Below are 20931 nucleotides of genomic sequence, written 5' to 3' on the forward strand. Positions count from 1 at the left end.
CGGCTCGGGCCTGGCCAGCCTGACGGTGGAGGATCTTCAGGCGGCCGCTCTTGAACTCGGGCCACACCAGGTGGTCGGTGCGGCCGAATACGCCGAAGTCGCCTGGCGGGCAGCCCGCCCCGGAGATGCCGCCACCATCATGAACAGTGTCCTCAAGGCAACCCCGGACGAGCCTGCATTTACCCTCCACCGAGCCCTGCTCACCCTGATCGCCGCCGCGGCCGCCTTTGATGCAGCCGCGGTGGCCGGAGAAGATATGCGTGCGACCGCCCTTGCGCTGACGCATGCTGCTCAAGCCGTCGGAGCAGACAACGATGTGAGCGCCTTGGCGGACCAAGTCCGCACTCGTGTCACAGTCCGAAGCCTTCTCATGGGCCACGAGCTGGTACCGGCTGCCGGGGCAGGCCAGGGCCATTCCGACAGCGATCCGGCCGTCGCGCTCCGCGCCCGCGCAGCCCACTTGCAGAGCACCGCCGCCACGCTAAGAGAGCAGTGTCAGCAGGCAACGGCGACCGCCGCCTACGGCCGGTGCTTCGCCGCCCTGTGCGAGGTGGCCGCCTTCCTGATCCGACTTGACGCAGCGGAACTGAACGCTGACACCATCGAGATGAACGCCCTGGCCACGCTGGCCGGACCGCTGATAGCCGCTCTGCGGCACGTCCAAGCCGTCGCAGACGCCAGCGGCGTGGCTGACCTCCTGGCGGAGTGGGCCGTCCTGCCCCTGCCACTTGTCATCGCGCGCGGCCCACGCCGCACGCCACTCACTTCCCACACCGTCTTGGGCAACGAAGCGGACACCCAGCTGGTCGAGGACCAGCCGGCCGTTGCGGTCGTACTGGCCAGCGTGGACGGACGCCTTGTCACCGGCCCGCAGGTCCTGCGTCACTCGACCGTCTACGAACTCCGCCTGGACGTACGCACCGGCCCCTGGCCCGAGTGGGCCGAGACCCTCGAAGCCGAACTCCTCAGCCACTTCACCCCCAACGAAGCGGAAACGCCCACCTACCTCTGGACACGCCCGCCGAGCGCGGACGGCCCCGACACACTGAGCGCCACCGGCACACTCATCCTCCGCTTCGCTCTGCCCGCAGGCAGTCCCGCCCCGCCGTTCTCGGTCAAGCTGCGCTGGCGCGGAACCCGGGACGGCAAACCCGTTACCGAGAGCCTCGACACCGCCGGACACCGCGAAATCCGATTCCGGCCCTTCGATGCCTCACGCGACTTCCTGACCAACTTCCCCGTCTTCGACGAGCGGCTGCTCGCCCTCTACGAAAATCTGCACCGGGCCGGTTACGACGAGGACCAGCTCCAAGCCTTCTGCCGCCTCTTCACCGCCATCTGCCGCACCGGCCTCACCATGACGTGGAACAAGCAATACAAGCGCGGAAGCCACGTAACAGAGCGCAAATTTCATGACGACCTGTACAAGGAACTCCAGGCAGAGCCGGAACTCGGCGGGCGCTTGCAGCGAGGCACCCCACTCGCCCTGGGCTACCTGGATGTCCGGCACGATGGCGTCACCGCCGAGCTCAAAGTCGAGCGCAACACCCCGGTCACCCGAGACAGAGCCCCCAAGTACATGGGGCAGCCAACGCAGTACGCAGCCGCCGACGGCGCACGCCTCTCGATTCTCTGCATCCTGGACATGAGCCGTAAGGCCTCACCTGTCGGTGTTCCGGAGAACTACCTCTTCACCCTCCAGCCAGCGCTTCACGGACTGACCAACCCCGAGGCGCCTTCACTCGTCGCAGTCATCGTCGTCAACGGCAACCTTCCGAGCCCCAGTTCCTGGTCACGTCGCAAGAGCCCCACACTGCCGCCCTCATCGCCCTGAAGCGCCCTGCCGCCGACCGCACAGAACCAAGGCAGACGAGGCGCTTCGCTGCCCAGGTTGCCATGCTGAGCAGCACATACGCGGTCGAAGTCATCGCTCCACACTGCTACCTGAGGGTGCCCGAATGAGAATCAACCTGATCGCTGCGCCAGCCGGAGCACTCGATGCGATCGGCATGCGGCTGCAGGCATCCTGCAGCCGCCTTCGGTCCGGCTCGGCCCAGCTCGTCAGAACAGCGACTGCTGGGCGGCGGGCGCCGAGCGGGGCCGGGGAAGTGGACGGGAAGGATCCACGGGAGGCAGCGGGTTGCCGTGCCTGCCGTCGGTCAGCGTGTGACGGCACGCATCCCGCAGGGCTGGCAGCTCATGCCGCGCGCCGAGCAGGCCCAAAAACTCCTCGACGCTCCAGTCGATGAGCGCACCCTGGCGGGAGAGGTAGAGCGCGACGGTGGAGATGGAATGCGTGTCGCTGTAGTCGAGCAGCAGGTATCCGGCCAGCTGGTAGATCTCTGCGCGGCTGATGCGTTCCGGGCGGATGGTGGCCTTGCAGTCGATGAGTGCGCCATCGAGGATGAAGTCGGCGTCCGCGCCACCGACCTGCAGGCTGCCGTCGAAGACGGGGCCGCAGACCCGGGCGCTGGCAGGCAGGAGCCGCATGTTCTCGAACGGGCCGGGGTCTGCGGCGAGTTGCATCTGCTGGCGGATGTCACCGACGACGTAGTGCGGCACAGCATCGACCAGGTCGTCCAGGGTGGCATCGGCAGCACAGAGACCGAGCGTGTTCCCGCGCAGCCAGCCGCAGTGACGGAAGATCGCCTCGAAGCTGGAGGCGACATGGCACAGCCGGATGAGCCGGTCCTCGTCCGCTGATGCAAGGCACAGAGGTTGCCCTGCATCGTTGTGGTAGCCGGCCAGTTCTTCCAGCATGGTGTCGCTGGCCTTCTGGACGGCGCGGATCACCTCTTGGCTGGGCCAGCCGTCGTCGTCGATGACGGCCCGGACGATGCCCTCCTTGATGGGGGCGCCGGTCGGCGCTCCCAGGGAGATCCGCAGGCGGTGATCAATGGTGTGGCCGAGCATCCGGTACTCGGGCTTCAGCCCGGCTTCCACTTGCGGCCGCAGCGGGGCAGGGAAACGGGCTAAGCGTGTGCGGTAATCGTCGAGGACGGCCTTCGTGTCGGGGAGGTGTTCCGCCAGAAAGCGAGAGATGGGAGAGCGGGGGTCCTTGAGATGGGAGGTGAGACTCATGGGGGCATCTTGGAGGACGGCGCTGACAAGGCCTATGCGCCGAAACCTTCCTGCAGAGTCCGTCTGAAGGGTCATCAAGCCATGCCCTCTTTCCGTCGCGACAAGCCGAGTCTGCCTGAGAAGCTGTTGTCTTTTCGGACGTGATCGACGTGTTTCCGCTGGTCGGGGATAGCAGTGGTGATTCCGTGGGAGTCGTGGCCTGCCGGATCGTCGCTCCCCGGGAGGTCATGGATGCCGTCAGTCGTCGGACTGCTGGAACAGCACGAGCTCGCTGCTCGCCGTCGAGTCGACGGGCTGCGGGAACAGGCCGACCGCATCCAGGCCGAACTGGCCGCGGCCGAGCGGGAATGGCAGGAGTGGGCGATTGCCCGCAAGCGGGTCGGCACGGTGCTGGCTCCGGACGGCGACAACACCGTCGGCACGGAGGTCACTGACGATCCGCGGGATGCGGACGCGCCGCCGGACCCCGGGGATGCGGCGAAGCCGAAGTCGCAGGTGCCGGTGTGGCGCCAGGGACTGGCCTGGTCGGTGCTGTCCGTGGACTACCAGCGCATCCTCACGGCGCTCGCGGACCGGAACCGGCTCCATCAAGGGCCGCTGACCTGCCAGGAAATGGCCGCTATGTTCGGCATGGACGTGGTGCCGGCACGGGTGGAGGCACTGCGCTCGAAAGCGAAACGCCTGGTCGCCCGCGGCTGGCTGGCCGAGCGGCAGCCGGGCCGGTTCACCCTCGCCCAGGGTGTGGCCGGGCAAGGCGGCGCGTCATGAGCAGGGTCATCGACCAGTAGACCATCGCCTCCGCGCTGGCGGTGCGCCGCTCGAAGTCGCGCACCAGACGGCGGCTTCGCATCAGGTGGGCGAAGAGGCGCTCGACGATCCACCGCTTGGGCAGCACCACGAAGCCGCGCATGTCATCGCTGCGTTTTACGATCGCCAGGACCAGGGCGAACGTGGCCAGGCCGTACTCGACGAGGCCGCCGGTGTAGCCGCCGTCGGCCCAGACCAGTTCCAGCCGGTGGTGCACGTCGGCGACCTGTCCGAGCAGAACCTGGGCGGCGATGCGGTCGCCGGTGTCCGCGGCCGTGACCATCACGCCCAACAGCAGGCCGAGCGTGTCGACCACGACATGCCGCTTGCGGCCGTTGATCAGTTTGCCGCCGTCGAAGCCGCGGCTGTCCGATCCGACGACGGCGTCCGCTTTGACGGACTGCGAGTCGATCACTGCGGCCGTCGGCTGCGCGTCCCGCCCCAGCTCCTCGCGGACCCTCGCACGCAACCGGTCGTGGAACTCCTTGACCAGCAAGTTGTCCCGCCAGCGGCGGAAGAATGCGTAGATGCGGTCCCACGGCGGGAAGTCGGCGGGCATCGCGCGCCACTTGATCCCGTTGTCCACGAGATACCGGATCGCATCGAGCATGGCCCGGTGGCAATACCCCTCCGGCTAGCCGCCCCGGCCGCGCATCCAGCCCGGCACCGGCAGCAGCGGGCGGATGACGGCCCACTCCCCGTCCGTCATGTCCGTCGGGTAGCGAGGCTGTCGCGTCCCGTTGTCGGAGGCATTTCCGAACCGGTGAGCCAGGCAGTCACACTCCCAGGTGACCACGCTGGACTGCCCCGCCATCGGCACGCAAGACTGTTGCACCAGGGCCTCCTGTTGCTCGGTGATTCGACACCAACGAGCTGTTCAGGAGGCCCTGTCCGTATGCGCCCAGCGCCCCCCGACCACCCGATCGGGACTCCCGTTCGACGCGCATCTCTCAAGATCGAAAAGACAACAGCTTCTAAGGGTCGGTGAGCAGCGCTGGCAGGAGGTCGGAGATGCTCGAGGGCAGCTGATGCGCGCGGCCGATGTCCGCCCAGGCGGTTAGCGCTGCCGACCGCGAGGCTACATCGGAGTCGACAATGTAGGTGTGCAGGAGCGGGATGATCATCCGCAGCAGGCCGGGGTGGTCGCCGTGGCGTCGTCCGAGCGTCCCCAGGAGCGGCAGCAAGCGCGGCACGATAACGTGTTTGCGCTGGCTGTCGCGTTCGTCGGTGATGGTGTCGATGACCGCGCCGCATACTGCCGTTGCATCGATGGTGGCGATGTGCTCCAAAGCGTCCAGGAGCCTGCCGATGCTGGACGCCAACGACTGCCGGTAGGCCATTCGCTCCAGGAACTGCAGCTCCGGCGGGGCCGGTTCTGGGGCGGCCAGGAGCGGGGTGGGGGTGGTATTCGCCGACTCCAGTGTGTCGATGGCTGTCAGGGCCGCACCCAGGAGGGCAGCCAGCTGCGGCTGCGTCCAGGTCGGATGGGTCTGGGCCAGCTGCTCGATCAAAGTCGCGGCCGGGAAGCGCACGTGGCCGCCCCAGTCACCCCCGACGCGGGTCAGGCACCTGGAAAGCAGATACTCGAAGACTCTTCTCTGCTGGCTCGCATCGAGCTGAGGATCACCCGCGGTGCGAAATCTGTACCCAGGGTCGATGAGGCGGCCGGCCTGCTCCAGCACACCGAACAGACGCTCGCGCACGAAGTCTGCGGCTGTACGGCCGGTGTGCTCGAGCTGGGCAGGCACGTCACCCACCTCCAGGACGAGCAGGGTGGCGAGGGACCTTTGAACCGTGGCGATCGGTGCGGGATCGTTGTGGTGGTCGCCGTCCACCCCCAGGTTCAGGAGCATTTGCGGCACGAGTGCAATTGCCACATCCGGGTGGGTGAACGCCAGGGCCTGTACGGCGGCTGCGGCAGCACGCCGATCCATCTCCAGCTCTCGTTCTGATTGAGGAGCGGGCCGCACACCTGGCGGGACCATTAGCGACTCGGATGGTCGCGGGGCCGGCAGCATGCTGGTGAGCACACGGGCCACGGCCTGAGGGGCCGCTCCGGCTGCCACACGAAGAGCACTGGCGTCTCCGGTTCCGCCTTCGTAGACCCCGAAGCGTCGGCTTTGAGGCTCAGCGAGGTACACAAGGGACCGGACCACTGGCTCGTCCACCTGGTCCCCATCGTGGGGACGCAGCAGGTCAGTCACGCAGCGGCTGGCCTCGACAACAGGACTGTGCCGCAGCGTGGCCAAAGCGGCTCGCAGGACATTCGCTGCGTGCTCGCTGCGGACGCGGGCCACGTGCCGCAGCGGCGTCAGCAACTCCGGGACGTGGACGTCGGTCACCAGGTCCAGGGCCAACGCGATCACCGCGGTGCTGAAGGTCTCCGGCGCCCGCTCGGCCAGTGCAGTCAATCGCCGCAGCGCGCCATCGCAGGCCTCCCGGTCCCGTTCCGTTCCCGGCTCCTGATCCAGGAGGGCGATGTCGTCCAGAGCACTGGCCATTGCTGGATCCGACGACGCCTGCGTGCCCCGACGGTCTTCCGCACGCTGCTGCCAGGCGAGGTGCCGCTTCGCCGTTTCCGCTCGTTCTACCGCATCGGCTCTGGCTGCGGCCTCCTTGCGCTCATCCATGACCGTGGCAAGGTTCGGCACGTCGCCCGTCGGACGGCGGTGGGAACAGCCCACGCGATGCTGTTCGTAGAACTCCCCAGCGATCCAGTCCAAGTTCGCGCTGGCACCGCCATGCGCCACGAGGCAGCTCACCTGCCGCGTGTTGATCGGCAGGCCGGTGGCCGCCTCGGTCATACCCTGGCCGCCGAACTCGGTGAACGTCATGTTCAGACAGTGGCGGCGGGCCATCTCCAAAATGGCCGCGTTCGCACGACCGGTCCGCACTGCATCATCGAAGGCTCGCTCTGCATGGCTGTGCACCCCACCACTGTCTCAGGCACCACTGACAACGCCGCCCGACCATCGCTCATTGCAGACTTCACGTTTCACAGCGTCGCCCGAGGTCCTGACTGGCTTCGAAGGCGGTGTCGCTGTCGCCCTGCGGGATTTGGGCCAGGGTGAGGCCCGCCTGGCGCAGGGACAGTTGGCTGGCCCAGGAGCAGAAGGACGACGAGGCACATGTACAGCGCTCCTCCCGCTACTTCGACGAGTTCCGCGCCCGCAAGGAGAAGACCCCCGCCCTGTTCTCCAGCAACGGGGTGTCCCTCAAAGCCGCGGAGCAGCTGCTCCATCTGCCTGACAGCGTGGTCGAAGGGCCACAAGCCATAGCGAAGGGGCGCAAGCCCTTGCCGCCGATCGACGAGCTGCTCCTGGCCATGGGCGAGCCCTCCCCCGAGCCGGGCTGGCTACCGGTGGCGTACTCACTGCTGAGTCAGGTCACCCACAGCACTCCCACCGGGCTCGCGCACATGGCCCGCTACGTCGACGGCACACTGAGGGCCCACGACATCTCCCCCGAGATGCTGGCCCTGGCCCTCGACGTCGCCTGCCTGGGCAGCGCCCGGCTCATCGGCCTGTCGTCCCTGCTCTTGACCCGCGGTGACGACACGGCAAAACAGTACGCGCTCGGTCTTGAGGAACGAGCCCTTGCCGTGCACAACACGGCGCGCCTGGTCCACTGGCTCGGCTGACTCCCACCGCCCAGGACGGCGCACCGTAGGTCCTGCCGATCAGTTGTCGCACCAGGCGCTCATGCGGTCGGCGACGTGAGCGGTGTGGAGCACAAGGGTGTCGCCGAGCGATCGTGCTTCATCTGCTGGGAAGTAGGCGTCCAAGAGGCCGTAGAGCGGTGCGTCAAGAGACAGTCGTGCCTGCACGTCCCGCGTGGGGCGGTAGTGGACCAGAGTGTTCCTGAAGCCTCTGTGAGCCTGAAGGATCAGGTTGCTCATCGGGGCGTCGAGGATGTCCTTCAGCAGCGCTCGGTCCGGCGTGCGGAGTTCGGCTCCGTACTGGTCATCGAGCTTGCCGAGGCTGGAGAGGACGTGATGAAGGGTGATGTAGCGCAGCTTGAACAGTGTTGTCGCCGAGGAGGGGTTGGTGTCGTCGGCGAGGAGGACGGCAGCGGTGTTCAGTGCACAGGTCATGGCTGTCAGGGAGGCCTTGATCTCCTCTCGGAGGGCGGGATCGAAGCTTCGCCGGTAGTGCTTCTCGGCACGCACCTTGTTCTCCGTGCGGTCCGTTGTCTTCATCACGTCGAGGACGGGCTGCCCCTGCCAGGGCAGGCCTTCTGCCGCCGCGCCAATGTACCTGCCCTGTTCCACGGCGACGGCATGCAGCCTGGGACCGAGATCGTCCTTGTTCTTGAAAGCCTGCGGGGGGAATGCGAGGAAGAAGCTGGCTGTGTGAGAGGTCGAGACAAGCCTGCCGCGAAAGCGCCACAGGACGAGATCCCTCTCCAGCGGCCGAGCCAGTGGCAGCCACGTGTTGCCGAGGAATTCCTGACGGTGTTCCTCAATGATGCGCCGGAAGTCGGCGCCGACATCATCCAGTTCCTTGTACTTGTCGTCGTAGAGCTTGACCGAGTGCCGAGCGCGCTCGATGGCAGGCGCGCAGTCGTAGGCGAGGGCGTCCGCGAGGTCGGGAGCGACCTGGCGAAGTGCCCGGTGGGACTCGTGGATGATCAGGCACATGTAGTTGTGCATGCAGAAGACCGGGACGACAGCCTCGTCCAAGGCCCCGACCGTGACGCTCTGGGCGAAGCGTCGCAGGAACATGATGTCCTGCGCAATTAGGGCCAAGGCGATGTCGTCGCCAGGGGCTGTTGTCGTCACGGCTGTGCTCTCTCCGGGTGCTCGGGGCAGTGTCGCCTCCCGTCGTAAGCCACCGCTCCAAATTTGGTGTCGGCGAGGGGCCGGGCAGGTGCTGACGGCATGGTGTCAGCAGTCGATGCCGGGCACATCAGGTTTTTGGCTCCGCAGACCAGCGCGGTGCCGGAAGACACGTACAGCCGGGCAGCGAACGACCGCAGAGCTGGGATCGGCGACGGCCGCTGGGCGCGGACCTGTCGGACAGCCGCCGGCACACCCTGCGGGGGCCCCTGGAGTCGCCTTTCATTGGTGTCCCGTCGTTGCCTGCGGTGGTGGCGCACTGCGCCGTTGACGATCAGGATGGAGTGACGGACCACGCGGTCTGGCAGGGATCGCACACAGCCGTGGTCCAGCCATACGGGGCATCGGCGCGGCGCCGACGGCGTCCGACTGCCCCGCAGAACTCGCAGACGGTCGCGGGCTGTTCCTCCCCGGACAGGACAAGGAGGCTGCGCATCTCGGAATCCGATGCCCCCGAGTCAGTGACGATGTGCACGCGGGCTGCGCCGAACTTCTCCTTGAGAACCTCGACCCGGTACTCGGCGTCCCACGCGAGGAGGTGGGTGTGCAGTCGCAGCAGCAGGGGTACCAGCCCGGGCCGACGGCACGCAGCCGGTCGGGCAGCTGCCCTGCACGGCCGCGTCCGGTCTGGTGATCTTGCATGCGTTCCCGTTTCCCTGCGGCCCGGCCGGGCAGGGAGCATCGCGGTGAGCACCCGTGGCCGGTTACGTGATCGCCGCGGTCAGCGCTGGTGGCCAGCGAGGACAGTGAGGTAGTGGGTGTGCTGGTCGGGGGTCAGGCGTTGGCCGGACCATCCGTGGCAGAAGGAGCAGCTGGGGCCGTTCCATTCCCAGAAACTGGTCAGGTCGAGGAGGTCGGCCAGGGTCATGCGTTCGGTGTCCTGGGTGAGGGGGCGGGCGTGCTGGCAGTCCCCGCCCACGGCGTGGGAGCGGCCCCGGTAACGGCCGTTGAGATTGGAGCCGTAGACCCACAGTCCGGCCAGTGGCCCGAGGGCGGCGGGGTTTTCCCGGAAGGGATGCACGTTAAAGAGGCGGCCGGGAAAGGTGATCGCGTCGGTCCAGGCGTCGCGCAGGCCGAAGTGCACGTGCTTGACCTGGGCGGCCAGTTGGCGCAGGTCGGCGTCGTGGGTGGCCTGTGCAGCGACGGCCAGGGCGGCGGCGCGGTCGCCGGGGCTCCAGCCAGAGAATTTGCACTTCCGCTGGAGGTCGGACAGGCTCGCGGCGGCCGCCAGTCCGTCGCCGGGCTCCGCCTCTGCCTCCGGGGCGGGCGCAGGTGGCTGACGGGTAGCGGCCGGCACGGGAGTCGCTGGCGAGGCGGGCGGGGTCACGGCCAGCTCAGGAAAAGCGGGCCGGCCCTCGAGGTGGGCCCGGTAGGCGGCGGAGAGGTCCTCCAGGTCCTTGCGGCGCGCACGGTGCAGGTCGATGGACTCCTGCAGGCTGGTATCGAGCAGCTGCACCCCGCCGTGGAAGGCGTGGAAGCCGATCGACTCCCACAGGGCGGCGATCTTGGCCTTGGCCGTGGCGCGGTCGGCGTCATTCACCTCGTCCCGGTTTTCGGGCCATTCGGCCATGCCAGGCTCGGCCGCGACCGCACAGCAGCCGCCGGACAGGCGGCGGATGGCCTCGGCGGCGAACACCGGACCCAGGCCGAAGCCGCGCCAGGGACGGGCCAGGAACACCCGGTCCAGGATGAGCAGACCCCCCACCGGGCAGTCGATGATCTCCTGGAAGGCATCGGAATACTCGCCGTCGTCGAGGACGGTGGCCGCGATGCTCTCCAGGTCTCCCGATTGGGCGTCCGCGACCATCCAGCGATCCGCACCGGTGTTGTCACGCAGCCGCCACAGACGCAGCCAGCCGGCCTCGCTGCCGTTGTCGATGAGCTGCTGGCACGCATCGGTGCAGCCGTCGGCGCATTCCTCCTCCTCGTCGTGGTAGGCGCGGATGGAGACACGCCAGTGCTCAAGGGTGTCCTCGTCCTCGTGGGGCACGGCGGGGTGCCCGTGGCTGTAGACCAACCGCAACTGGGCGGGGTCGCCGGGAAGTTCGCTAGCCGGTCGGCGCGCAAGACTCATGAAGGTTGAGGCTAGCCGTCGCTACTGACAATTGGTCCGGCGTCGAGCCTCGGCCGACGGTCGCTGAGGATGTTCATTGCACTCCGGACATCGGGCGCGGGCCGACATGTCGGAGCGGGAGGGGCAGTTGCCACTGCTTCCGCTGGGCGGTTCGGTAGGCGAGGGGCCTCAGTTATCCGCTGAACCCTTCTCCGAAACAGCGCTCGAGCGGCAGCGTCACACAGCAGTGCGGCGAGGGCATCCCAGCCAGGCCTGGTGGGACGCAATGTGTAGTCTCTCGCGCAAGCGCGCTGCCGGTTCCGGACCTGCATCATGGCAGCGTCTCCGCGTCTGCAAGCAGCAGAAATACCAACGCCGGAAGCTTGGGCTGCATGTCGGCAACGGTGGCCCGTTCCAGGGGGGCGACTGAGTTACCGGCGAAGACACGGGATTCTGCAAGGGGGCCACGAGCGTGTGCTGCGGGTCCTCCTCCGGTGATGGGGGCTCGCCACGAAGGCGGGCGTGGCCCGTGTCACGTACGTCGCTGGAGGCCGTGAGTGACGGATGCGGCCTTGGTAGCGGTCTGTAGGTGCCGGGCAGTTGCATCGTGACACCAATTCCGTCGAACCGGGCGCTTTTTCGGCCTCTCGGCCTAAGATCATGGACGTGTTGGGCGGGAGCCAACGCAGATCAGGGCGTGGGAGGTAGCGTGTGGTCGGATAACGAGACGGATCTGGACCTTCTCGGGTTTGACTTCCTCGTTGACGAGATGGTCGTTGCTCTGACACAGCAGCGGCTCCTGCCTCTGACGCTGGGTGTGCTCGGTGGTTGGGGTTCAGGCAAGAGCAGCCTGCTGAGGATCGTCTCGAAGGAACTGTCGACCATTTCATCCGACGAGGCCGGACATTTCGTCGTGGTCCCGTTCAGCCCGTGGCAGTACGAAGGCTATGAGGACATCAAGGGCGCGCTCATGGAGGCAGTGCTGACGCGCCTGCAGCAAGAAGCCGATGAGGGCAGCGCCGAGGCTGTGGAGGCGGGCCGACTCAGACGAGTGGCCCGGAGCCTGCGGCGGCCGGTACAGATGCTGGTCGGAGCGGCACTGCCCGCCGGCGCGGCCATGGCTGCCGGCGCGCTCGATCCCGGTTTGGCTGACGTGGCCTCCACCATCGCCCAGAGCGCTGTCGGGGGGGACGTACCCGGACCAGGAGCCTGTCGGGGAGAGCGCGGAAGAGAACCGCACTCCCGCGGACCCGGGGGCGTTCCGGCAGGAGTTCGCCAGCTTGGTGGGTTCGTTGGAGCAGGTTCGGGCGGTGATCGTGTTGATCGATGACCTGGACCGGTGCCTGCCACATACGGTCGTTGACACCTTTGAGGCGATCCGTCTCTTCCTCAACGTGGAGAAAAGCGCGTTCGTGATCGCTGCCCACCCCGAGGTCGTGCAGGCCGCCATCGACCGACGCTACCCGGGCCTCGGCCGCCCCGGAACGTCTGGTCTGGGCGCGGAGTATCTGGAGAAGATGCTCCAGGTCAAGATCAGCATTCCGGTGTTGTCCGCGCCCGAAGCCGAGACATACATGCATTTGCTGCTGGCGCAACTGCACCTTGAGCGGGAGCAGTTCGAGAGGGTGTGCGAAGCAGTTGACCTGCGCAGGCGCGAAAGCGCCCTTGGGGTTGCTCTGAATGCGGGCATCGCATCTGCCACGCTCGGCGCTGGCATGCCGACGCGGTTGTACGAGGACATGACGTGGGCGGCGGCGATCTCCCCGGTGCTCGGCAGTACGTTGCGTGGCAATCCTCGGCAGATCAAGCGGTTTCTGAACACGCTGACCCTGCGCCTGGCGAGCGCCGAACGCCGGGGCACGAGGCTGGACGCGGCGGTCCTGGCCAAGCTCATGGTGCTGGAAGAGCAGTACTTGACCGACTTCCGGAATCTGTTCGACTGGCAGGTCCAGGCACTGGGATCGGGCGGGAACGGACATCTCCAAGCCGCCGAACTGTCGGTGGTCAGATAATTCCCCATGATCTGCATGATCAGCGTCAGTCAATTCCCCACCCCTGTGGTCACGATTCCCCACCGGGATGCTGACCGCAGGTGGTGCCGCTGACCACACTCGAACAGGCGCCATATTCCCCGTTTCGGGCGGTTTGAGCGATATTTAGCTATTCCTTGCGAATCGGCCGGGTTCCCCATGGGCATGCCGGTGCCCGGGTTGAGGGTCCTGGCCTCTCGGAGCCTTCGCGGTCCCTTAACCTGCGAGCCGAGAGGTCGACGGACGCACCGGATGGCAAGGAGAACATTCACCGTGGTCGACATCGTCGAGATCTACGTGCACTGGTACGCGGGCCGGTCCAAGAGTCAGGTGTCCGCGTCGCTGGGGGGTGGACCGCAAGACGATCAGGAAATACCTGGCGCCGGCGGAGGCGGCAGGGATCACCCCGGGTGGGCCGCCCATGAGCGAGGCGGACTGGGCCAAGCTGCTCAAGAGCTGGTTTCCGGAGCTGGCCGGCCGGAGGCTGAACCAGGTGCGGTGGGCAGAGATCGAGCCGCACCGCGACTACGTCAAGAGCCTGCTGGAGACCACGACGGTCACCACGATCCACCAACGGCTGCGGGACGAGGGCAAGTTGAGGGTGTCGCTGTCGACGTTCCGCCGCTGGGTGCACGAGAACCTGCCCGAGGAGGCGGCCCGCTCGAAGGTCACGGTGCTGCGGGAGAACGTCGAGCCGGGCTCGGAGGCCCAGATCGACTACGGCTTCCTGGGGCAGTGGATCAACCCAGCCACCGGGAAACGGCACCGGATCTGGGCGTTTGTGATGGTGCTGCCCGCCTCGCGGCACATGTTCGTCCGCCCGGTGGCGCACATGGACCAGCACACATGGACACAGGCCCACGTGGAAGCGTTCCGGTTTTTCGGCGGCGTCCCGCGGCGTCTGGTGCCGGACAACCTCAAGACCGGGGTGGACAAGCCGGACCTCTACGACCCGAAAATCAACAAGGCGTATGCCGAACTCGCCACCTACTACGGCACGTTGGTGGATCCTGCTCGCGCTTCGAAGCCTAAGGACAAACCCAGGGTGGAGCGGCCCATGCCCTATGTCCGCGACTCGCTCTGGAGCGGGCGGACGTTCACCTCGCTGGAGCACATGCAGGCCGAAGCCCTGCTCTGGGCGAGGAACGTCGCAGGCCAGCGGCAGTGCCCCCCGCTGGACGGCGCGAAGCCACTGTCGGTGTTCGAGGCGGTGGAGGCCAAGGCCCTGCTTCCGCTGCCGCCAGAGCCGTTCGTGCTGGCCAGATGGTCGAGGGCGACGGTCGGCCCGGACATCCACATCAAAGTCGGCCGCACTCTCTATTCGGTGCCCTGGAAGCTGGTCGGACGCCGCGTCGATGTCCGCTCCACCGCCGTGACGGTGCAGATCTTCCATGAGGGAGAGCTGGTCAAGACCCACGCCGCGCTGGAGCAGGGCAAACGCACCGACAAGAACGACTACCCGCCCGAGAAGATCGCGTTCCAGATGCGCACCCCGATCTGGTGCCGCGGCCAGGCATCCCAGGTCGGGGACGCCTGCCGGGAGGTGATCGACCAGCTCTTGGAGGTCAACGCCCTCTACCGGCTCCGGGCCGCCCAGGGGGTGCTCGGGCTGCGGAAGAAGTACGGCGACGTCCGGCTGGAGGCCGCCTGCCGCAAGGCGATCGCGGTCGGCGACCCGTCCTACCGCACCGTCAAGGGCATCCTGGTCGCCGGCACCGAGACCGACCCGGAACCCGAGACCGGCGATGCCGGAGCCTCGGCCTTCCTGCACGGGCCCGAAGGCCTGTTCGCGGCCACCGTCCCCACCCAGACCCCCGGCAGCGTCCACGACGACCAGGGCCACGACGACGCCGAGGAGGCCGCCCGATGAGCGTGATGACCACCGCCCTGCGCGACTCCCTCAAGACCCTGCGGCTGTCCGGGATGCTCGAGACCCTCGACGCCCGCCTCACCCAGGCTCAGAAGGGCGAACTCGGACACCTCGACTTCCTCCAGGTCCTCTGCCACGACGAGATCACCCGCCGCGAGAGCGTCGCGCTCGAACGCCGCCTACGCAAGGCCAAGTTCGAGCAGCAGGCCACCCTGGAGGGCTTCGATTTCAATGCCTCACCGAAGCTGCCCGCCGCCCAGATCCGCGATCTCGCGGCCCTGCGCTGGCTCCACTCCGGCGAGTCCGTGATTTTGTTCGGCCCCGTCGGGGTCGGAAAGACACACGTCGCCCAGGCCCTCGGTCACCAGGCCGTCCGTCAGGGCGCCAACGTCCGCTTTGCCAAGACCAGCCGGATCCTGGCCGAACTTGCCGGCGACCACGCGGACCGCACCTGGGACAGGCGCATGCGCGAACTCATCCGCCCCGACCTGCTCATCCTCGACGACTTCGCCATGCGCCAGCTAACCGCGTCCCAGGCCGACGACCTCTACGAACTCGTCTCCGAACGACAGGGCCGGTCCCTGATCATCACCAGCAACAGGGCACCCAGCGACTGGTATCCCCTCTTCCCCAACCCCGTCGTCGCCGAGTCCCTCCTCGACCGGCTGATCAACTCCAGCCACCAGGTCATCATGAACGGACCCAGCTACCGACCCAACAAGCGGCCCAGGACGAGAAGATCGACAAACCCCCGGCCCCTAGCCAGCTGCCCGGATGCGCGTCCCGATCTCCCGCCACTGCGGGGGATCACGCCACCTGACCTGCCTATGGTCGGCGGGCGATCGTAATGATCTCCCGGCTCGCCGGGGTGACGGGTCCTCGCTGCCAGTCGCCATAACGGGCCTCGATCTCGAATCCCGCCTCGGCCAGGAACTCGTCGAGTGCCAGCACATCCAGAAAGCGCAGGCTGGCGCGGTCGACACGCAGCACGGTGCCATCAGGATCAGCCGTCGTCCCGGTGAACGTGACCACGCCGTCGGCGACGGCTTCGACCTCGTGCCACACACGCAGGATCCGGCCGGCCGCGTCGGTGATGTCCGCTGCGTTCGACGGATTCCATGCTTCCCAGGCACGCGCCTGCGGATGGCGGGTCTCGAAAGCGAACCTGCCGCCCTCACGCAGTGCGGCACGGATCGCGCCGAGCGAAGCACGGACGTCGTCGTCGGTGACCAGGAACTGGAACGCGTGGCCGGTCATCGTCGCGAGGTCGAAATCGGCTTCCCACTTCGCGTCAGCCGCCATGCCGTCGATCCACTCGATGGTGGCACGACGCCGGGCGCGGGCGAGGGCAGCGGGGGCCGGATCAAGGCCCACGAGACGCCCGACATGACCGTGCTCGCGCGACCAGTGCAGCATCGAGCCGGTGCCGCAGCCGACGTCCAGCACTGAGCCCGCGGCCATCACCAACTCGGCATAGAACGCGTCGGCGGACGATGGCTCCGGGTCCCACGGGTTCAGCAAGTCATACAACGCGGCAGCGTCAGCGTCTGAGTACACCGCGACAGTGTCCACGGCCCCGCGATGGCTCTCAACCAGATTACGGCGGCGGGACGCGACGCAGCCTGCGCAGGCGACCAATTGGCCAATTACGTGAACATCAGCCATGGGGAATTACGTGACCGTCGACACCGAACGGCACGCACGCGGTGCGGCGACGGCCGCTCAGAGAGGATCGGGCGACAGCCAGACTCCCGAGGAGCCACGCGCCTCCTCGGACGGACGTCCCCCAAGGCGAGGGCGGGCTCGCGGGGAGAGCACCGCCACGGGCGAGCTGAACGAGGAGGTTCGCGCCTGGGCGGAGATGCCGCATATCGACGCCTGGCTTCGGATGGATCCCGCCCTGGCCGCAGTAGATCTCGGCCCGTACTTCACGTTCGCGCGGGCCAAATTGAGGCTAGCGGCCACCACGGCGCTTCTGCCCGCGCATGTCCAGGAACTGCTCGGCCTGCTCCAGTCCGACGTCGTCGGCCGGCGCCGGGCCGCGGTGCGACAGGTGCAGCAGACCGTGGCGGCTGAGGATCTGCCGACACTCGTGGAGCACCTTATGCAGGTGGTTCAGCGTGATCCGGCGGGACCGGCCACGGACAGCGCGGCGGAGCTGTGTCACGAGATCCCCGCGATCGCTCGGGACGTCTGCGAGCGGCTCAGACTCGTCCCTTTGGAGCTCCTGCGCCCGAAGCTCTCGACCCTGGTGCGACGGCTGCCCCCCACCGACCCCTCCGTGACGGCTCTGCTGGACGGCTGGGAGTCCACAGGTACCCCGGCAGGCTCGTTCGTGCGCCAGGCTCGCGACGTGCGCCGGCGGCAAGGGCGTAGCTGAAGTGGGTACTTCCACCGACCGCACCAGTGGCTCCGGCGGGGCGTGGACGCCTCTCAAGCACGCGGCGACCGCATACGCCCGCGACGTCAGCCGTGGTTCCGCTCCCCGCAGCCGGGCTGCCGCCGTCCTTGCCCGCCACGTTCCGGTCCTGGGTGGCGCTGCGGCCGCCGCCGCGGGCGCGGCGGCCGGGCGCAGCACGGCCCAGCGGCTGGGCGGCCTGCTGTCCGGGGTGGCCGCCGACGGGCTGGGCGAGGCGCTGCGTCAGGCGTCGCTGGGCGACCTGGTCGGGCGGGACCGGTTCGAGATCGTCGATGAGCTGGTGACGCAACTGGCTGGTGCTGGGGGCGACCTGGACGGGCAGGCGGCCCGGGACGCGGTCTGCGACGTTCTGGAGGAACTGTTTGGCGAGGCGGACACCTGGGAGGAGCTCGAAAGCGAGGCAGCCGACCGCAACGATGTGGAGCGGCTGCTCGAACTGTTCCTGACGCACTACATCTACAACCGGGTGCCGGTGGTGGCCGAACGGCTCGGCACCATCGCCGACCCCGAGGCTGCACGCCGCGCTGACGGGCAGATGCGCCAGATCATCGAGGACTGCGTGGCCATCCAGATGCCTGCGCAGCCGTTGAGTTTGGACTGGTCGGGCCCAGACGGCCGTGCTCTTGTTGAGAATGCCGTGGAACTGGCCTACCAGGCGTTGGAGGGGCTGGCATGACACAGTTCACGGTGCGTACCGAGGAGTTCGACGATCCCGCGCCGCCCGAAGGGATCCTGCTGGACTTCGCCCCGGGCTCGCCTACTGATCTCGGCTCGTTAGGGTGATGTTTGCTGAACTTGCCGATGTGGGTGCGGTGTTGTCGGTAGTCCATGGCGTGTGAGATACGCGGATGGGGGCGGGCTGACGCCTGCAGCACGGGGGCGTCGGGAAGCGGTGCGGATACAGGCGGCAGAGCTGTTCGCGCAGCAGGTCAAACCGCCCGAGGTGGCCCGGCAGCTGCGTGTGAGTCTGAAGTCGGCTTACCAGTGGCAGCAGTTGTGGCGGCAAGGCGGTGCCGAGGAGCTGCTTTCGCGAGGGCCGAGCGGGGGCCGGTGTCGCCTGTCGCCACGCTGTCTGGAAAAGCTCGCCAGGTATCTCGAGCAGGGTCCGGCCGCGCACGGCTGGACGGAGGACCAGGTGTGGACCGCGGCGAGGGTGGCCACGCTGATCGGCAGGAAGTTTCACGTCTCCTACAGCGTCTCGGGCGCGACGAGGCTGATGCACCGGCTCGGCTTCAGCCCGCAGGTCCCTGCGCGGCGGGTCGCCGAGCGGGACGAGCAGGCCGTCACCGCGTGGAAGGAGGCGACCTGGGCGGAGGTAAAAGAGTCCGGGCGGCCTGTGGGGGCTACATCTGCTTCGAGGACGAGGCAGGCTTCACCCGCCGACCGCCCAGGGGGCGCACCTGGGGCCGGCGCGGCCACACCCCGCAGGTGACGGTGAGCGGACGACGCTCGGGCCGACTGTCCGTGGCCGGGATGATTGCCATGCGGCCCGGCTCCCGGACCCGGCTGTGCCACCGCCTGCGCACCCACCGAGCGGGCAAAGGCAAACGTCGCAGCATGGGCGAGCGGGACTTCATCGCGCTGATCGACGGCGTCCACCAGCTCGTCAAGGCGCCCCTCGTGCTGGTGTGGGACCGCCTGAACACCCACGTCTCCCGCGCCATGGGCGAGCTGATCGCCGAGCGTGAGTGGCTGACGGTATTCCTGCTGCCCGCTTACTCACCCGACCTCAACCCGGTCGAGTGGGTATGGGCGCACGTCAAGCACAGCCTGGCCAACCTCGCAGTCGTTGCCCTCGACCGGCTCGAAGCACTCGTACGCAACCGGCTCAAGCGCCTTCAGTACCGGTCCGGCATCCTCGACGGCTTCATAGCGGGCACCGGCCTGGCCCTCGACGAACCAGCGTCACCCTGACGAGCCGAAGTCAGTAGTGAATGGATCAAGCGAGCACATAAAAAGCTGCTTGTGGGGTGGATGGTCACAGTGGTCATCGTCACCGTCGGCCTGGTCGTCGCCGACGTAATGTCGGCCGAACAGGGGAGCTTAGCCCTGACGGCGTCCGCAGTCGTGCCGGCAATCAACCGCTATGCAGGCAGTAGGCCCGAGGCCGATTCTGGCCACGACTGACGCACCAGGCTCATGCCCGTTGCCGCGCAAGGGTCTGGAGGGCCTTCCCCCGCGGAGGTGGACACGCGTCGGGGTGGTTATGCGGCCAGCGTGAGCTTATCGGACTCCTGCCGGTGCTGATTTTCGTAGGCCATGGGGCTGAGGTGTCCGTTGGCGGAGTGCCTGCGGCGGGTGTTGTAGCGGGTGAGCCACCGGAAGACGGTCCGTCGGCACAGTTCCGCTCCCGGGTAGTGGTGGGCGCCGCGCAGGGTCTCGCGCTTGAGGGTGGCGTGGAAGCTCTCGCAGGCGGCGTTGTCGGCGGAGGTGCCGACCGAGCCCATGGACTGGGTGACCCCCAACTCGCCGCACAAGTCGGCGAATTCACGCGATGTGTACTGGGCGCCGTGATCGGAGTGGAAGATCGCGCCGCTCAGACCGCCGCGGGTGGCGGCTGCCATGTGCAGGGCGTCGGCGACGAGTTCGGTGCGCATGTGGGCGGCGATGGACCAGCCGACCACCCGGCGGCTGAAGCAGTCCAGGACAGTGGCCAGATAGAGGAAGTCGCCGTCCCCGGTGGGAAGGTAGGTGATGTCGCCCATGTACTTGATCCCGGGCGCGGGGGCGGTGAAGTCCCGCTGGAACAGGTCCGGGACCGGTGTCACCGACGGCTCCGGGATCGTGGTGCGGACCCGTCTTCGCAGGCGTATGCCCGCTATGGAGAACTTGCGCATCACGCGGGCCACCCGTTTCTCATTGATCTTGCGGCCCTCGGCACGGAGCTCGGCGGTGATCCGCGGGGAGCCGTAGGCACCGTCGGAGTCGGCGTGGACGGCGCGGATCTGTTCGGCCAGGGCCCGGTCGGCGGCCTGCCGCGCGGTCCGCGCGTCGGCCGCGTCCCGCCACTTGTAGTAGCTGGAACGGTTCACGCCCAGCACCTGGCACAACCGCTTCACGCCGAAGGCGTCCCGGTGGTCGTGGACGAACTGGAAGCGGTTCACCAGTTCGTCTCGCCGGCGAAATACTTGGCCGCCTTGCGCAGGATGTCCCGCTCGGTGGCCAGCTTCCGTTCGCTCGCCTCAAGCTCGGCCACCCGGGCCTCCAGCTGCCGGATCCGCTCGTCCGGGTCGGCGGACGGTGCCGGCTGTCCTGCCCGGGCCGGCGCTGCCCCACCTGACCGAGCGGCCGCGGGGGCGACGCCGCGACGCTCCCGGTCCCGCAGCACCCACTCACGCAGCGTCGCCCTGTTGATGCCCAGGTCAGCGGCGATGCTCTTGTAGGTCGCCCCGGGCGTGGACTCGTACAGGGCCACGGCATCGGCCTTGAACTCGTCCGAGTAGTCCTTCATCGCCATCGGCGGTGTTCTCGCTTCCTCCGGATCAAGCAGATCCAGTATCAGCGTGTCCACCACTCAGGGGGAGGCCCCGGATCTCGCATGAAATCCGTCGTACACGGATGTACCTGTCCAGACCCGCCTGCGGGAAAGCGGCACGGGTACCCCGGATCGTTCAGTCCGCCCGGAGTACGCGCGTCAGCCACAGCGGCCCCTGGCAGGGTCCACGCTCGCACAGGCTTCGGAGCTCTGCCCATGAGCAGTCCTTCGGAGCCTTCATCTGGACCCCAAGCGCGGTGAGGTCGTTGCCCGCATCGTCGGCATCACCGTCGTGCCGTTGGGCCACGGCCCGGCTGGCACCCGCCACCAAGTCGGCCAGTTGCAGCAAGTACCTACCG

Annotated in this window: 17 protein-coding genes and 1 pseudogene; 10 read left to right on the forward strand and 8 right to left on the reverse strand. The window is 67.8% G+C overall.

Annotated elements, in window-relative coordinates; all coding sequences use genetic code 11:
* The first annotated feature begins 25 nt into the window (after positions 1–25).
* Positions 26–1834, forward strand: coding sequence for a hypothetical protein (locus L3078_RS00245; RefSeq protein ID WP_239749118.1), 1809 nt, complete (start codon positions 26–28; stop codon positions 1832–1834).
* Between the two features lie 227 nt (positions 1835–2061).
* Here L3078_RS00245 and L3078_RS00250 read toward each other — a convergent pair whose 3' ends face one another.
* Positions 2062–3081, reverse strand: a complete 1020-nt coding sequence (locus L3078_RS00250) for a hypothetical protein (RefSeq protein WP_239749119.1) — start codon at positions 3079–3081, stop codon at positions 2062–2064.
* A gap of 231 nt (positions 3082–3312) precedes the next feature.
* Between L3078_RS00250 and L3078_RS00255 the strand changes: the two genes are divergently transcribed.
* Positions 3313–3849: a hypothetical protein gene (locus L3078_RS00255; protein WP_239749120.1), complete on the forward strand. Its 537-nt coding sequence runs from the start codon at positions 3313–3315 to the stop codon at positions 3847–3849.
* Here the strand turns inward: L3078_RS00255 and L3078_RS00260 are convergent.
* The 3 genes from L3078_RS00260 to L3078_RS00270 form a co-directional block, all read right to left on the reverse strand.
* The gene (locus tag L3078_RS00260) at positions 3806–4498 is read right to left on the reverse strand and encodes an IS5 family transposase (protein WP_239749121.1); all 693 of its coding nucleotides are present in this window, start codon (positions 4496–4498) and stop codon (positions 3806–3808) included. The genes L3078_RS00255 and L3078_RS00260 overlap by 44 nt on opposite strands.
* Positions 4499–4522: 24 nt before the next feature.
* Positions 4523–4723 carry a transposase gene (locus tag L3078_RS00265; RefSeq protein ID WP_239749126.1) on the reverse strand — a complete coding sequence of 67 codons (201 nt, stop codon included), beginning with the start codon at positions 4721–4723 and terminating at the stop codon, positions 4523–4525.
* A gap of 139 nt (positions 4724–4862) precedes the next feature.
* Complete coding sequence (locus L3078_RS00270; RefSeq protein ID WP_239749132.1) at positions 4863–6722, reverse strand: hypothetical protein; 1860 nt, start codon at positions 6720–6722, stop codon at positions 4863–4865.
* A gap of 233 nt (positions 6723–6955) precedes the next feature.
* Here L3078_RS00270 and L3078_RS00275 point away from each other — a divergent pair, with 233 nt between their 5' ends.
* Entirely contained in the window at positions 6956–7528 is a 573-nt protein-coding gene (locus L3078_RS00275) for a hypothetical protein (protein WP_239749230.1), read from the forward strand.
* Between the two features lie 39 nt (positions 7529–7567).
* Here L3078_RS00275 and L3078_RS00280 read toward each other — a convergent pair whose 3' ends face one another.
* Both L3078_RS00280 and L3078_RS00285 read right to left on the reverse strand, forming a co-directional pair.
* Entirely contained in the window at positions 7568–8668 is a 1101-nt protein-coding gene (locus tag L3078_RS00280; RefSeq protein ID WP_239749243.1) for a hypothetical protein, read from the reverse strand.
* Positions 8669–9446: 778 nt separating this feature from the next.
* A complete protein-coding gene (locus tag L3078_RS00285) occupies positions 9447–10799 on the reverse strand; it encodes a hypothetical protein (protein ID WP_239749254.1) in 1353 nt (450 codons plus the stop codon).
* Positions 10800–11487: 688 nt separating this feature from the next.
* Between L3078_RS00285 and L3078_RS00290 the strand changes: the two genes are divergently transcribed.
* The 4 genes and pseudogenes from L3078_RS00290 to istB all read left to right on the forward strand — a co-directional run bounded on the left by L3078_RS00290 (position 11488) and on the right by istB (position 15526).
* A complete protein-coding gene (locus L3078_RS00290; RefSeq protein WP_239749265.1) occupies positions 11488–12108 on the forward strand; it encodes a P-loop NTPase fold protein in 621 nt (206 codons plus the stop codon).
* On the forward strand, positions 12089–12790 hold the full coding sequence (locus L3078_RS00295; protein WP_239749268.1) for a P-loop NTPase fold protein: 702 nt from the start codon (positions 12089–12091) through the stop codon (positions 12788–12790). Before L3078_RS00290 ends, L3078_RS00295 begins: the two co-directional genes overlap by 20 nt.
* A 291-nt stretch (positions 12791–13081) precedes the next feature.
* Positions 13082–14678, forward strand: a pseudogene (gene istA / locus L3078_RS00300) (IS21 family transposase).
* Positions 14675–15526: an IS21-like element helper ATPase IstB gene (gene istB, locus L3078_RS00305; protein ID WP_275593109.1), complete on the forward strand. Its 852-nt coding sequence runs from the start codon at positions 14675–14677 to the stop codon at positions 15524–15526. Before istA ends, istB begins: the two are co-directional and overlap by 4 nt.
* Here the strand turns inward: istB and L3078_RS00310 are convergent.
* Positions 15504–16235, reverse strand: a complete 732-nt coding sequence (locus tag L3078_RS00310; protein WP_239760150.1) for a class I SAM-dependent methyltransferase — start codon at positions 16233–16235, stop codon at positions 15504–15506. The genes istB and L3078_RS00310 overlap by 23 nt on opposite strands.
* Before the next feature lie 118 nt (positions 16236–16353).
* Between L3078_RS00310 and L3078_RS00315 the strand changes: the two genes are divergently transcribed.
* The 3 genes from L3078_RS00315 to L3078_RS44835 all read left to right on the forward strand — a co-directional run bounded on the left by L3078_RS00315 (position 16354) and on the right by L3078_RS44835 (position 19011).
* Positions 16354–17058 (forward strand): hypothetical protein, encoded by a 705-nt coding sequence (locus tag L3078_RS00315; protein WP_239749280.1) that lies wholly within the window; start codon positions 16354–16356, stop codon positions 17056–17058.
* Between the two features lies 1 nt (position 17059).
* The gene (locus L3078_RS00320; protein ID WP_239749301.1) at positions 17060–17773 is read left to right on the forward strand and encodes a hypothetical protein; all 714 of its coding nucleotides are present in this window, start codon (positions 17060–17062) and stop codon (positions 17771–17773) included.
* A gap of 159 nt (positions 17774–17932) precedes the next feature.
* Positions 17933–19011 (forward strand): IS630 family transposase gene (locus tag L3078_RS44835; RefSeq protein ID WP_420864023.1). Its coding sequence is split into 2 segments (ribosomal slippage): positions 17933–18434 and positions 18434–19011, totalling 1080 coding nucleotides; the frame shifts between segments, so codons are not numbered across the junction.
* A gap of 290 nt (positions 19012–19301) precedes the next feature.
* Here L3078_RS44835 and L3078_RS00335 read toward each other — a convergent pair.
* A protein-coding gene (locus L3078_RS00335; RefSeq protein ID WP_239760151.1) for an IS3 family transposase occupies positions 19302–20554 on the reverse strand; the annotation gives its coding sequence in 2 pieces (ribosomal slippage) (positions 19302–20212 and positions 20212–20554; 1254 coding nt in all).
* Between the last annotated feature and the right edge of the window lie 377 nt (positions 20555–20931).

Source organism: Streptomyces deccanensis (genome assembly GCF_022385335.1).
Classification (GTDB): domain Bacteria; phylum Actinomycetota; class Actinomycetes; order Streptomycetales; family Streptomycetaceae; genus Streptomyces; species Streptomyces deccanensis.

Coding starts and splice junctions, on each gene's coding strand:
- L3078_RS00250 (WP_239749119.1), bottom strand. CDS start 3,081: ATGAGTCTCACCTCCCATCTCAAGGACCCCCGCTCTCCCATCTCTCGC.
- L3078_RS00255 (WP_239749120.1), top strand. CDS start 3,313: ATGCCGTCAGTCGTCGGACTGCTGGAACAGCACGAGCTCGCTGCTCGC.
- L3078_RS00260 (WP_239749121.1), bottom strand. CDS start 4,498: ATGCTCGATGCGATCCGGTATCTCGTGGACAACGGGATCAAGTGGCGC.
- L3078_RS00270 (WP_239749132.1), bottom strand. CDS start 6,722: ATGACGTTCACCGAGTTCGGCGGCCAGGGTATGACCGAGGCGGCCACC.
- L3078_RS00285 (WP_239749254.1), bottom strand. CDS start 10,799: ATGAGTCTTGCGCGCCGACCGGCTAGCGAACTTCCCGGCGACCCCGCC.
- istB (WP_275593109.1), top strand. CDS start 14,675: ATGAGCGTGATGACCACCGCCCTGCGCGACTCCCTCAAGACCCTGCGG.